At 67.6% G+C, this 13,004-nt stretch carries 10 protein-coding genes; 7 read left to right on the top strand and 3 right to left on the bottom strand.

Going from position 1 to position 13,004, the window contains the following annotated elements; genetic code table 11:
* The first annotated feature begins 14 nt into the window (after positions 1 to 14).
* The 5 genes from MU582_09755 to MU582_09735 all read left to right on the top strand — a co-directional run bounded on the left by MU582_09755 (position 15) and on the right by MU582_09735 (position 5,530).
* Complete coding sequence (locus tag MU582_09755) at positions 15 to 863, top strand: FTR1 family protein (GenBank protein UPK76906.1); 849 nt, start codon at positions 15 to 17, stop codon at positions 861 to 863.
* An 84-nt stretch (positions 864 to 947) separates the two neighbouring features.
* Positions 948 to 2,003, top strand: a complete 1,056-nt coding sequence (locus MU582_09750; protein UPK76905.1) for a C40 family peptidase — start codon at positions 948 to 950, stop codon at positions 2,001 to 2,003.
* Positions 2,004 to 2,018: 15 nt separating this feature from the next.
* Complete coding sequence (locus MU582_09745; protein ID UPK76904.1) at positions 2,019 to 2,618, top strand: hypothetical protein; 600 nt, start codon at positions 2,019 to 2,021, stop codon at positions 2,616 to 2,618.
* A 176-nt stretch (positions 2,619 to 2,794) separates the two neighbouring features.
* Positions 2,795 to 4,150, top strand: coding sequence for an NAD(P)/FAD-dependent oxidoreductase (locus MU582_09740; protein UPK76903.1), 1,356 nt, complete (start codon positions 2,795 to 2,797; stop codon positions 4,148 to 4,150).
* Positions 4,151 to 4,198: 48 nt separating this feature from the next.
* Complete coding sequence (locus MU582_09735; GenBank protein ID UPK76902.1) at positions 4,199 to 5,530, top strand: C1 family peptidase; 1,332 nt, start codon at positions 4,199 to 4,201, stop codon at positions 5,528 to 5,530.
* Between the two features lie 722 nt (positions 5,531 to 6,252).
* On the opposite strand, the gene MU582_09730 is transcribed toward MU582_09735, so the two are convergent.
* The 3 genes from MU582_09730 to MU582_09720 all read right to left on the bottom strand — a co-directional run bounded on the left by MU582_09730 (position 6,253) and on the right by MU582_09720 (position 9,766).
* A complete protein-coding gene (locus tag MU582_09730; protein ID UPK76901.1) occupies positions 6,253 to 7,416 on the bottom strand; it encodes a hypothetical protein in 1,164 nt (387 codons plus the stop codon).
* A gap of 53 nt (positions 7,417 to 7,469) precedes the next feature.
* A complete protein-coding gene (locus tag MU582_09725) occupies positions 7,470 to 8,357 on the bottom strand; it encodes a virginiamycin B lyase (GenBank protein UPK76900.1) in 888 nt (295 codons plus the stop codon).
* 122 nt (positions 8,358 to 8,479) lie between these two features.
* Complete coding sequence (locus MU582_09720; protein ID UPK76899.1) at positions 8,480 to 9,766, bottom strand: phosphodiester glycosidase family protein; 1,287 nt, start codon at positions 9,764 to 9,766, stop codon at positions 8,480 to 8,482.
* A 123-nt stretch (positions 9,767 to 9,889) separates the two neighbouring features.
* On the opposite strand from MU582_09720, the gene MU582_09715 reads away from it, so the two are divergent.
* Entirely contained in the window at positions 9,890 to 10,288 is a 399-nt protein-coding gene (locus MU582_09715; GenBank protein ID UPK76898.1) for a hypothetical protein, read from the top strand.
* Positions 10,289 to 10,355: 67 nt separating this feature from the next.
* Positions 10,356 to 12,947 carry a protein translocase subunit SecD gene (secD, locus tag MU582_09710; protein ID UPK76897.1) on the top strand — a complete coding sequence of 864 codons (2,592 nt, stop codon included), beginning with the start codon at positions 10,356 to 10,358 and terminating at the stop codon, positions 12,945 to 12,947.
* Positions 12,948 to 13,004 lie beyond the last annotated feature (57 nt).

The following is a 13,004-nucleotide window of genomic DNA, read 5'->3' as shown; positions in this document are numbered from 1 at the left end:
AGCGAGGAGAGCACATGCTCCTGGCGAACTTCCTGATCGGTCTGCGCGAGGGACTCGAGGCCGCCCTGATCGTCAGCATCCTCGTCGCATATCTCGTCAAGACCGGTCGTCGAGGCCAGTTGCCGGCGATCTGGCTCGGCGTCGGCATCGCCATCGTGCTCGCGCTCACCATCGGGGCGGTTCTGCAGTTCACCTCGCGTGCGATGACGTTCGAGCAGCAAGAGCTGCTCGGCGGCAGCCTGTCGATCATCGCGGTCGGATTCGTGACCTGGATGGTGTTCTGGATGCGCAGCGCCGCACGCGGGCTCAAGGGCGAGCTGCAAGGCAAGCTCGACCAGGCGCTCGAACTCGGCCCTCTGGCGCTGACCACGGTCGCATTTCTCGCCGTCGGACGCGAAGGTGTCGAGACGTCGCTGTTCTTCTGGGCGGCCGCGCAGTCGTCATCGAGTACCGCCGTACCGCTGCTCGGCATCGTCTTGGGCCTGGCCGTGGCGACCTTGCTCGGGTACGCGATCTACCGTGGTGCGCTCCGGATCAACCTGTCTCGCTTCTTCACGATCACCGGAGCACTGCTGATCGTCGTCGCCGCGGGCGTACTCGCGTACGGCTTCCACGATCTGCAGGAGGCCGATTTCCTGCCCGGGCTCTACAACCTCGCCTTCGACATCAGCGAGACGATCCCGCCCGACAGCTGGGTCGGCACCCTGCTCAAGGGCACGGTCAACTTCCAGCCGAACCCCACCTGGCTACAGGTCGGAGTATGGCTCGCGTACCTCATTCCGGTGATGACACTGTTCCTTCGCGGCGCGCGTACGAAGAAGCCGGCGCCGGTTCGCACCGACGAGGCGTCTCGCACTCGCTGACCCGGCGCGGACTCGACCACTGTCGCCGGAAACCCCTTGTGGTAAGGGCTCTGGTACGAAATGGTACGGAACGGAGGTACCGCCATGCGTCTGTCATCGATCCGTACTCGTACCGCAACCGTCTTCCTCGCGGCAGTAACCATCTCCGGCACCATGACAGGCGCGGCCACGTCCGCGCCGGACGAGGTGTCAACACCCGCTGCCTTCCCGCAGCCGGGTGACACCGCGTACGTCGACGTCTCGGTCGCGACCGCGTGGGTCGAGCCCGGTCGCGACCGGCCGCTCGATGCGCAGGCGACCGGCGACCCGGTCGACATCTCCGGTTGGATCGACACGATGTCGCTCGCCGAGCGGCGCGACCTGATCGGCGACCTCGAAACGCAGGCGTTGTTCGGCACGGAAGTCAGCGTGCTGGAGACGTCCGGCGACTGGGTGAAGGTGGCGGTGCACGGTCAGCCGACGCCGCGCAACGACCTCGGCTACCCGGGCTGGGTCCCGGCAGCGCAGCTCCGGCAAGCCGAAAAGTACGGTGACGCGCTCGACTCGCGACCGTTCGCGATGGTCACGTCGACCTCGACACGCCTGACGAAGGGGCGCCGCGGTGGCGCGACGATGATGGACCTCTCGATGAACACCAGGCTCCCGAAGCTGCGCCGGGTGGGCGACTCGGTCCGGGTCGCAACCCCCAAGGGTCCTGGCTGGCTGCCCGCCGACGACGTTGCGGTCTATGACGACGAGAGCGACATCCCCGCGCCGTCCGGTAACGACCTCGTGCGCACCGGCAAGGAGTTCCTCGGCCTGCCGTACCTGTGGGCCGGCACCTCTGCGTACGGGTTCGACTGCTCCGGCTTCACCCACACCGTGTACGCGGTGCACGGCGTACGCATCCCGCGCGATGCCGGCCCTCAGTTCGAGACGGGCACCCCCGTCGCCGAGGACGACCTGCGCCCCGGCGACCTCGTGTTCTTCGGCGAGAGCCGCATCCACCACGTCGGCATGTACGCGGGCGACGGGTACGTCATCGACGCGCCATCGAACTCCGACACCGAGGAGAGTCCGTTGGAGTACGTACCACTGAAAGAGCATCGCTACTACTGGGAGTACGCCGGTGCCCGCCGCATTCTCCCCGACGCGCACTGACCGTACGCTGGTGCGGTGAGCCAGTTCGACAGACCGGCGATGCCCGGTCCTGAGATGTTCGAGGATCAGCCTGGTGCGCCCGACCCGGCCGAGCGCCTCGAAGCCGGTGCACGCGTCGCTGCATTGCTCGTGCGCGGTGCACGCGACACCGACGATCAGGTGATCGTCGACCGAGTCCTCCATCTCGCCGATGACGAGGGTCTGGACTCCCTTGCCGAGCTGTGGGCCGGTGCGCCCGACGATTCACTTCCCGGGTGCCTCTGGCGGCTGTACGTACTCCGTACGTGGGTTCGTCGCGAGCCCGAGCTGGCGGCGCGCGAGTTCGCGGCTGGTAAGCAGTTCGCACCCGTCGACGAGGTCATCGCCGGTGTCGTCGACCCACCTGGCCCGCATGAGGTCGCTGAGCTCGTCGACACGCTGATCCGCGGCGTCGTCGGCTCCGATCTGGCCAGCACTCTCGACCGCGCCGCAGCGTTCGCCCGCCTCGTCGGCGTCGGACGCGCGCACCTCGCCGACGACCCGCCCAGTTCGACGCTGAGCGCGGCCCGGCTGGTCGAAACCGGGCAGGCCCTGCAGCACGCCGCCCGACAGGAAAGACTTGGCCTGTTGCGTTAGGCTCGTCCCTGCGTCGGGCCGCGGTAGCCCCGGGTCCCAAAATGAAGCCGCTACGAGCGGCCACGCGCCGTGAGGCGCTCCCGGCCCGACGCACCCGGGCTCTCCCCCACGTCGCCGCGTGCGTACGAGGTTCGGTGCGCGTACCGTCAAGGCACAGACGTCGAGAGGGGACGAGCGTGCCAACCGAGTGCGATGTCATTGTGATCGGCACCGGACCAGGTGGCGAGGATGCCGCGGGCAAGCTCGCGGAGGCAGGTTTGGATGTCGTCGCCGTCGAGCGCAGCCTGGTGGGCGGCGAATGTCCCTACTGGGGTTGCATCCCGTCGAAGATGCTGATCCGCGCAGCGAACGCCCTCGCCGAGGCTCGCCGCGTTCCCGAGCTCGCCGGCACTGCAGACGTCCGCGCCGATTTCGCGATCGCCGCACGCCGCATCCGCGACGAAGCGACCGACAACTGGGACGACACCGTCGCTGCCGAGCGTCTCGCCCGTCGCGGCGCCACCCTGGTCCGCGGCACGGCGGTCATCACCGGGCGCGGGCGCGTACGAGTCGGCGATGCCGAGTACTCAGCGAGACGCGGGATCCTGCTCAACACCGGCACTTCGGCCGCTGTGCCTCCGATCGACGGGCTCGCCGAGACGCCGTACTGGACGAACCACGGCATCCTCGAGTCCGATGACCTCCCCGAGTCGCTGATCGTCATCGGCGGCGGCGCGATCGGGCTCGAGCTCGCTCAGGCGTACGCCCGTTTCGGCACGCAGGTAACAGTTCTCGAGGCCGCACCGCGGATCCTCGGGCCGGAGGAGCCGGAGTCGAGCGCACTGCTTGCGACAGTGTTCGAGCGCGAGGGCATCGACGTACGCACCGGAGCCGCGGTGTCGGCGGTCGCTCACGACGGGAACGAGTTCGCGGTCACCGTCAGCGGCGAGGTCGTTTACGCGCAGCGGCTCCTGGTCGCATCCGGGCGTACGCCCAACATCGGCGACATCGGACTCGACACACTCGGCATCGACGAGTCGGCGCGCTCGATCGATACCGACGCGCAACAGCGTGTGTCCGATGGGCTGTGGGCGATCGGCGACATCACCGGCAAGGGCGCGTTCACCCACGTTTCGATGTACCAGGCGGCAATCGCCGTGCGCAGTATCCTCGGCAACGAAGGACCCGACGGCGACTATCGCGCGCTCCCCCGCGTCACGTTCACCGACCCCGAGATCGGCGCGGTCGGTCTCACGGAGTCGCAGGCGCGTGAGCAGGGCGTGCGCGTACATACGGGCTACACCGACCTGACCGCGAGCACCCGCGGCTTCTTGCACAAGGTCGGCAACGAAGGATTCATCAAGCTCGTCGTGGATGCCGATCGCGACGTACTCGTCGGAGCGACCAGCGCGGGTCCGTCGGGCGGCGAGGTGCTCGGCGCCCTCGCCGTCGCCGTCCGCAGCGAGGTTCCCGTCGCTACGCTGGCCCACTCGCTCTGGGCGTACCCGACCTTCCATCGCGCCATCGAGACGGCGGTCGCGGACCTCACGTAGCAACCCATAGGCTGTTCGTACTGTCTTACCGTTCACGAGGGGACCTCAATGACTCGCGCGTTGTCCATCGACCTGCTCGACCGCCTCGGGAAGGAGTTCGACTCCGACCCGACGCTGCGGATGATGCAGAACGCCGTCACGAAGACCCCCGTCAACGACATCGCGCTCGACCGCCGGGTCGTGACGAGCATCGACCACTCGGTCTCGAACCTGCTCGACGACTGGGACGCCACCGACCAGAAGCAGAGCGGACGCTGCTGGCTGTTCGCCGGTACGAACCTCCTGCGCGCAGGTGCGGCGAGGAAGCTGGGCGTGAAAGATTTCGAGTTCTCCCAGAACTACCTGCTGTTCTGGGACAAGTTCGAGAAGGCGAACCACTGGCTGGAGTCGATCATCGCGACCGCCGACCGTGACGTCGACGACCGCACGGTGGCGCATCTGCTCGAAACCCCGGCCGAGGACGGTGGGCAGTGGAACATGTTCACCGCGCTCGTACGAAAGCACGGCCTGGTACCGAAGGTCGCGATGCCCGAGACCTGGTCGTCCAGCAAGACCGCCCCGATGAACCGCGATATCTCTGCGGTCCTGCGCCGTGCAGCGCTCGATCTTCGTACCCGCGCCGCCGCGGGCGACGACGCCGATGCGCTGCAGTCGCACAAGGAGTCAGCGCTCGCAGCGATCCACCGTCTGCTCAGCATCCATCTCGGCACTCCCCCTGCGTCGTTCCTGTGGCAGTGGGCCGATAAGGACAAGGGCTTCCACCGCGACGGCGAGATGACTCCGCTGGAGTTCGCCGAACGCTACGTGACGGTCCCCCTGGACGAGTACGTCTGCGTCGTACACGATCCGCGGCCGAAGAGCACGTACGGGCGTACGTACACCGTCGAGCATCTCGGCAACGTCGTCGGAGGACCGCCCGTCACGTACCTCAACGTCGAGGCAGAGCAGATGAAGTCGCTCGCCGTCGACGCGATCGTGGGCGGCGAGCCCGTGTGGTTCGGCTGCGACACCGAGAAGATGTGTAACCCCGAGCTCGGCATGTGGGACGCCGAGCTCTACGACTTCGACGCGGTCTACCGAAGCGACAGCACAATGGACAAGGCCGATCGGCTGCTGTTCCACGACTCGCTGATGACCCACGCGATGCTCTTCACCGGCGTCGACCTCGTCGACGGTGAGCCGCGACGCTGGCGGGTCGAGAACAGCTGGGGCACCGAGCGCGCCGATAAGGGCTTCTACACCATGAACGACAACTGGTTCGGCGAGCACGTCTTCGAGATCGCCGTACGCCGCTCGTCGTTGCCCGCTCAGCTGCAGCAGGCGATGGACTCCGAGCCGGTCGTACTCCCGGCCTGGGATCCGATGGGAGCCCTCGCGTAGCCCGCCTGGGCCGCACGTATCTGCCCCAGAATCGCCCGAAATCGGGCCGAAACGTGCGGCCCAGCGGAGGGCTTTGAATCCGGCTCAGTGCGACCACCCGACGCATTACTCCTCGTCGCTGTCGGCTTTCCCGCTCCTTCGGTACGACCAACCGACTGCCCGATTCTCGGCGCTGTCGGCCTTCCCCACTGGGACGGCTCGGCAAAAGACGCGGCGACGCGGGAGCCGCAGCTATCGGGTGAGGTTCGCCGCCGGCTAACGGGTTCCGGTCGGCTTTTGCGGGGTCGGTGGTGGTGCTTTACCAAGTAGACATGGTGAAACTCCACTGTGCACGGCAGGGACACCGTGCAGAGTGACAGGTTGCCGTGCCCGTCGGTACGTACGTGGCTGCCGTGGCAGGAGTTCACTCAGTCGTACCGCCTCGCGCCAACCGTCGTGCGGTTTGCCTTGGTACCAAGGCAAACCGCAGCCCGCAGTCGTACGCCCCACGGCAAACCGCACTGACCCAAGGGACACGTCCCGTGGACCGTGACAACCCGCCTTGGGAAGCACCCAACCTTACCCCGAAACCACCCCAAAGTGCCGGGAAAGCCGCCGAGCAACCGAACCGAAGAGCCGCCTCCGCGCGTCGCCGCGTCTTTTACCCAGCCAAAGGAAGTCGGGGCCGACAGCGTGCCGGAACCGGGCAGTCGGGTAGTCGCACCAAAGGCGTACAAACGACCTCAGTGCGGCTGGTCGAGGTCGATCGGGCCTCCGCCGCTGGGGCGCGAAGGCGGGCGTTGCCCGAAATCGCCGATGAGCCCGAGCGCGCGCAGGCCGACGGCCCCGAGCATGACGGCGCCGATGACACCCGCGCCGAGGCTCCACCACGATGGGTGTTCGACCGCGAGGCCGACGACGGCGAGCGGTACGACCGACGACACCATCACCAGCATCAGCACGCGATAGCCCGTGTGCCCGGTGAGCACGGAGCACGCCGCCCAGCCGACAACCAGGATCGCCGCGAACAGCAGTGTCAAGGAGATGTCGTCGTTGAACCGGTCGGCGTCACGCGACGAACCCGACGCCGCACCGAGAACGCTTGACGTCGCAGGTCCGAACGATCGCTCGAAGGCCGCAACGACCGTCAGCACCACCAGCAGGCCCGCGTACGCGACCACGGTCAGGGCTCCGACGAAGATGGCGCCGAGATCGCGCGTCGGGAGCCGCCATCCGGCAGCCGTGACCCCGATCGCGAAGACCATCAGGGCTGCCGAGACCGACAGCGCGGTGCTGTCGCCTTCGGAACTGCCCAGGTCGACGATGTCGTCGACCAGCGAGCCGTAGATGCTCAGCAAGCCGAGGATCGCGACCACGACGTACGCGCCGCGACGGACCAGGTAGTACCCGACCACGGCGAGCAGCGTGGTGACGGCACCGGCGAGATAGCCGGTCGTCGGATCGTCGTCGAGCAGCACACCCAGCATCACACCTGCACCGGCGGCGCCGATCGCGCCGGGCCAGGCGGCGAGGTTGCGCCGACGCACGTCGTCCTTGACGAAGAAGTACGCGGCGCCCGCACCGCCGAGCAGTGCGAGCGACGCGATCACGCCGAGCAGGAAGTTCGACACGTCGAGGTCGGACGTCTCGCGCGAGAAGGTCGCTGCGATGCCAACCGTGGCGCCGAGCAGTCCGACACCGATGGCGATCGCGGCGTTCTCGAGTCCGAGCTGGCGGCCCGGCTGATCGACCGTGCCGGTCGGCGGGTCGCTCGCGGGCGGAGGTGTGTTGCGGCCAAGGCTTCCTTCGTACGCGGCACGGGCCCGCTCCGGCGGAATCTGCCCCGACCGAACGAGCTCATCGAGCGCGCGTACGACTGGATCGTCTCCCGAGGGCGATTGGCTCATGGCCGCACCTTAGCGAGTCGTCGGCCCACCGCGCGGGTCAATGCCCGGTGTCGTCACCCGACCGTCACTCGAGCGAGCGCACCGGTCTCGAGAGCCACCCAAACGGCGCCGTCCGGGCCGATTGCGATGCCGTGCGGCTCCGAGCCGGCCGTCGACAGGTCGTACGACTCGATCGCGCCGCCGGGCGCGAGTCTGCCGATCCGGTTGGCGCCCCATTCGGTGAACCAGACCGCCGAGTCGGAGGCGACAACGAGCGCATGCGGCCGCGCGCTTCGGTCGGGCAACGGGTACTCCGTGATCTCACCGGCGAGGTCGATCGAACCCACCTGGCCGGCATCGATCTCCACGAACCACAGTCGATCGGATCCGCTCGTGATGCCGACCGGAGCAGCACCGTCGGTCGGCAGCGGGTGGACATCGACCGCTCCGCTTGTGTCGATGCGCCCGATCGCGTTCGCCTGGTTCATCGTGAACCACAGAGCATCGTCGGGGCCACGAACGATCGCCGACGGGAACGCGCCCTTCTCCACGGGCAGCTCGTATTCGCTCACCGCGCCGCTGGTCGTGATCCGGCCGATGCGATCGGCGTTGATCTCGGTGAACCACAGTGCGTCATCCGGCCCGGCGGCGATCCCGTACGGACCTGCCTCTTGCGTCGGAACCTCGAACTCGTCGACCGCGCCGTTTATGGCGACGCGAGCGAGTCGATGCCCGTGGTACTCGGTTACCCAGACAGCGCCGTCCGGGCCGTTCGTCACGATCGTCGGCCCGGCGCCATCGCCGACCTGGTGCAGTACGGGCTGCTCGCCCGGCACCAACCGCCCGACCTGGGAGCTGTGTACGAGCGTGAACCACAGCGCACCGTCCGGGCCGGTCGTCAGGGCGTACGGACCGGCGTCGGACTCGGCTACGACGACCTTCTCGATCGTGACGTCTGTCATCGAACTCCTCGGAAATACAGACGCTCAGCGCCCGTCCGGATAAGGGCGGGCACCGTACCAAGGGAGCGAGAGCGTGCCGACACCGCGATCACTCGCGATGCCGGCCACGGGATCCCCGATCCCTACCTCGTGTAGACCAGCGCGTCGCCGACCGACCGCTCCTGCGTGCCGCTGACCGAGTTCACGACCTCGCCCTCTGCCACCATTGTGGTCGAGCCGCCCCCGTCGAGGTTCGCCGCCTGGACCAGCCCGAGCGACCTCGCGACCTCTGCGGTCTCCTGCAAGGTCGACCCGACGCTCGCCGGCTGGCGGCCGTCGACGGTGAACAGCACGATTTCCCCGCCGCGGGTGGTGCCGATCGCCGAGCGGGGGTTCCGGTTCGTGAAGTCGTCGCTGACGCCGGGCGCGACGTTCTCGCCGTCGCGGACGAGCTCGTACCTGCCCGTGACACCAAACGTGTCCTCACCGACCCGCAACCGCCGACCGCTCTCATCGGTCAGGACCTCGCGTTGCCGGACACAGCCGTTGCCGGCAGCGAGCTCGAGGGCAAGTACGTCACGGCCCGTGGCCTGCAGGGCGGTCTGATCCGGCTCGAGCGCCGTGCCCCGCGTTCGAGCAGTACGAACGACACACCCGCGGGCATCGAGAACCGCCTCGAACCCGGCACCGCTCGGAGTGCGCTCGTGGAACTGCGGAGTGAACAGCGAGAGGTCGCCGTCGGTCGTGCATTCCCGCTGGTCGTCGAGGTCGGCGCAGTCTTCGGGTACGACCGGCGGATGGTTCAGGTACTCGACTTGGGCGCTGTGGCCCGACCGCTTGTTGGTGACGACACGGGACCAGGACGGCTTCTCGATCCGTACCCGATCCCGCCGGCTGTCGACCAGCACGGCGAGCGCGTTCGGGTTCTCTCGGACGGGCTCGCTGAGCAGCGTGCCGTCGTAGATCCCGGTACCGACCGGATCGCCGGGGTACTCCTCGGACGCCGTGAACGTGAAGAAGCTCGCGTTCATCGCCGCAAGCGCTCCGGACTGCTCAGCGAGTGCGGAGGTCGTTTCCGTCTTCGCCAGATCCGCACCGTAGATCGCGAACAACCGCCCGTCGGCCTTTCGCGGGTTGATCCGCAGCACCTGCACCTGCCACGGACCGCGAGTCGTGGTCTCGTACTCGTCCTCCTCGGCGGGCTCATCACCACGCACGATGCTGGTCAGCGTCACGCCTGGAGCGAGCGAACGAGTGTCTCGCGATTCGACCAGATCGTCGTCACCGAGCGGAAGCGTTCCGGCTCGTTCACCGCCCGCAGCCTTCGAGGACGCAGGATCGTCGGCAGTACCGACCCCTGGCATCCCCAGGACCAACGCCGCCACTCCCCCGGCCACGGTCGCCATCACCATTGCTCTTTTTGTCACCATGGCCGACGACGCTAGGAATCGAGCGTTTCCGTGCGGATGCTTCCTCGTGACGAGAGGGTGAGCCGTCGGTGGCCGGCATGTGCCGTACGCCACGCGTTCGGACCTCTCCTCTAGACTGTCCCGGTGCTCACCCGCCCCGACACCGTGACCGCGCGTACAGCGCGGCGCTCACGCATGCCGTCGGCCGTGGTGAGCGTGCTGTCCGGCGTTGCGTTCGTCATCGCGTCGATGGCGGGAATCATCGCCAGCGCCAACACCGCGTCGGCAGCACCGGTGACCACACACACCGTCGACTCGGAGAAGATCGTCGGCCATCAGCCGACGAAGACCCGGGTCAGCGTCGGCGTCGATCGCTCCGAGCAACCGCTGCACCGCGCCGTTCCGTGGACACCGCTGGCCGTCACGGCCGATGAGCCGGACCTCGACCTACCCAGCGATACGCTGGCCGTCGCCGAGCCGGTCGTGGCTCCTTGGCATTCGTACGACCTCACCACTCCGCAGGGCCGCGCGCCGCCGCGTTGACGCCGCTTCCGACCCCACGCTGACCCCCTGAGCGGCTCACCGCCGCTCCCTCCTCCGGAGTAGTCCCTTGGCATCCTCACGCTCAAAGGCGCCCATCTGGCGCGCCGTCGCGGCGTTGCTCATCGTCGTCATCGCGGTTTACACCGCCCTCACCAACTCCGCCACGCTTGGCCTCGACCTGTCCGGCGGCACGCAGCTCACGTACGAGACGAAAAGCACCGAAACGGTCGACGCCGACGCCGAGGCGACCGACCGAACGCTGGAGATCCTGCGCGGTCGCGTCGACGCGCTCGGCGTCTCCGAGCCGACGCTGACCCGCTCCGGCGAGAAGCGCATCATCGTCGAGCTGCCGGGTGAGCAGGATCCCGAGCAGGCCAAGGAAGTCATCGGCACGACCGCCCAGCTGACCTTCCATACGGTCACCGGGTCGGCGACCGAGCAGGAGCTCAAGCAGTTCGAGCAGAACGAACAGGTTCAAGGCGGCAACGACAGCAACAACGGCGACGAGAACCTCCCCGGACAGAAGCTGCCGGAAGACCAGCAGTCGCCCGCGAACGACGGCGCCAATCGGGTCGCGCCCGAGGACGGCGACGAGCCGAAGGACGGTTCCGGGTCCGACGAAGGCTCCGACCAGGGCTCGACCTCCGACGAAAACTCCGACGGCGAGGACTCCGGCGACAACGGCTCGTCGAAGGAGTCCGACGACGAGGCCGGAATCGAGCAGATCAACCCGAATAAGCCCGCGGTGATGAAGACCGAGGGCGGCGACATCATCAAGCTCGCCCCGGCCGCGCTCACCGGCGACGACGTCAAGGACGCATCTGCCCAGCAGGAGCAAGAAGGTACGAACGCCTGGGTCGTCGCGATCGACTTCAGCGGCAAGGGCGGCGACAAATGGGAGCAGATCACCACCGCCGCACAGCAGAACCAGCTCGGTGACCCGAAGCGCCGCATCGCGATCGTGCTCGACGGCGAGGTTATCTCCTCACCCGAGGTGCAGGACGGCGTCCAGAACCAAGGCAGCACCCAGATCACCGGCGACTTCTCCAACGCCGAGGCAGACGATCTCGCAACCCTGATCAAGGGCGGTTCCCTGCCGGTGCCGATCGAACCGATCGAGGAGCGCGTCGTCGGCCCGACCCTCGGCGACGAGGCGATCGACGCCTCCATCGAAGCGGCGATCATCGGTATCGCCGTCACCGGCATCTTCATTCTGTTCGTGTACCGCCTCGTCGGCCTGATGGCGACCATCGCGCTGGCGTCGTACGCCGCGATCTCGTACGCGATGTTGGTGATGCTCGGAGCAACCCTGACGTTGCCGGGCCTCGCCGGTTTCGTGCTGTCGATCGGTATGGCGATCGACGCGAACGTGCTGATCTTCGAACGAGCGCGTGAGGAGTACGAGAAGCGACGAGGCGAGGGCCTCGGCCCGGCACTCGACACGGGCTATCGCAAGGCGTGGAGCGCGATCATCGACTCCAACGTCACGACGTTGCTGGCCGGCGCGCTGCTGTTCTTCCTGGCCTCCGGTCCGGTGAAGGGCTTCGGTGTCACGCTGTCGCTCGGTGTCATCGCTTCGATGATCTCCGCGCTGCTGATCGCGCGGGTCCTCACCGACTGGCTCGTCCGCCGCGCCTGGGCGAAGAACCACCCGTCGATCACCGGCATCGCCGGCCAAGGAAAGATCCGCGAGTGGCTGAACAACAGCGGCGTGCGGCTGATGAAGCGCAGTACCACCTGGCTGGCGGTCTCTGCGGCGATCGTCATCGTCGCGATCGGCGGCATGCTCGTGCGCGGGATGAACCTCGGCGTCGAGTTCACCGGCGGCCGCGTGCTGGAGTACTCCACCTCGCAGGAGATCGATGTCGACGACGCACGCGCAGCGGTCGCCGACGCCGGCTTCCCGCAGGCGGTCGTCCAGGAGTCGGGCAACGCCAACCAGGACATCCCCAACATCAGCGTTCGTACCGACGAGATCTCCGACGACGAGGCGAAGGAGGTCGAGGCGGCCGTCGCGTCCGTCGGCGAGGACGTCGTGCAGGAGAGCGCGACGACGATCGAGCCGACGCTGGGCGAGGAGCTCCGCAACAAGGCGTTGATCGCGTTCGGTGTCGCGGTCGCAGCCCAGATGATCTATCTGGCGTTCCGGTTCCGCTGGACGTGGGCGCTGTCGGCCGTACTCGCGATGGTGCACGACGTGATCGCCGTGGTCGGTGTCTTCGCCTGGTTGGACAAGCCCATCGACGGCGTGTTCCTGGCCGCGATCCTGTCTATCATCGGCCTATCGGTCAACGACACGATCGTCGTGTTCGACCGCATCCGAGAACGACGACGAGAAGAGCCCGACCGGACTCTGTCCGATGTGACCAGCGATGCGCTGCTGCAGACGCTGCCGCGTACGATCAACACCGGTCTCGGCGCGATGTTCATCCTGGGCGCGTTGGCGTTCCTCGGCGGTTCGTCGTTGACCGACTTCTCGATTGCGTTGCTGCTCGGTCTCGGCATCGGCATCTTCTCCTCGATCTTCACCGCATCGCCGCTTGCGCTGCTGATGGAGCGGATCTGGCCCGCGGAACGAGCCGAGGCGAAGAAGAAGAACAAGGTCGCCGACCCGTACGCGAATGTCGCGGCCGGCGGCCGGGAGTCAGGCGAACTCTGATCTCCTGCCCGCTGAGCGGGACGCTCCATGCGACACGAGCGCGTGTCGACGCTCGTA

It is taken from the genome of Nocardioidaceae bacterium SCSIO 66511, assembly GCA_023100825.1.
In the GTDB taxonomy this organism is placed as follows: domain Bacteria; phylum Actinomycetota; class Actinomycetes; order Propionibacteriales; family Nocardioidaceae; genus Solicola.
Note: the sequence above shows the minus strand (reverse complement) of the source record. Positions and strands in the feature narration are given on the sequence as shown.

Excerpts from the sequence above, each read along its gene's own strand:
- MU582_09755 (UPK76906.1), top strand. The coding sequence starts at position 15 with ATGCTCCTGGCGAACTTCCTGATCGGTCTGCGCGAGGGACTCGAGGCC.
- MU582_09750 (UPK76905.1), top strand. The coding sequence starts at position 948 with ATGCGTCTGTCATCGATCCGTACTCGTACCGCAACCGTCTTCCTCGCG.
- MU582_09735 (UPK76902.1), top strand. The coding sequence starts at position 4,199 with ATGACTCGCGCGTTGTCCATCGACCTGCTCGACCGCCTCGGGAAGGAG.
- MU582_09730 (UPK76901.1), bottom strand. The coding sequence starts at position 7,416 with ATGAGCCAATCGCCCTCGGGAGACGATCCAGTCGTACGCGCGCTCGAT.
- MU582_09725 (UPK76900.1), bottom strand. The coding sequence starts at position 8,357 with ATGACAGACGTCACGATCGAGAAGGTCGTCGTAGCCGAGTCCGACGCC.
- MU582_09720 (UPK76899.1), bottom strand. The coding sequence starts at position 9,766 with ATGGTGACAAAAAGAGCAATGGTGATGGCGACCGTGGCCGGGGGAGTG.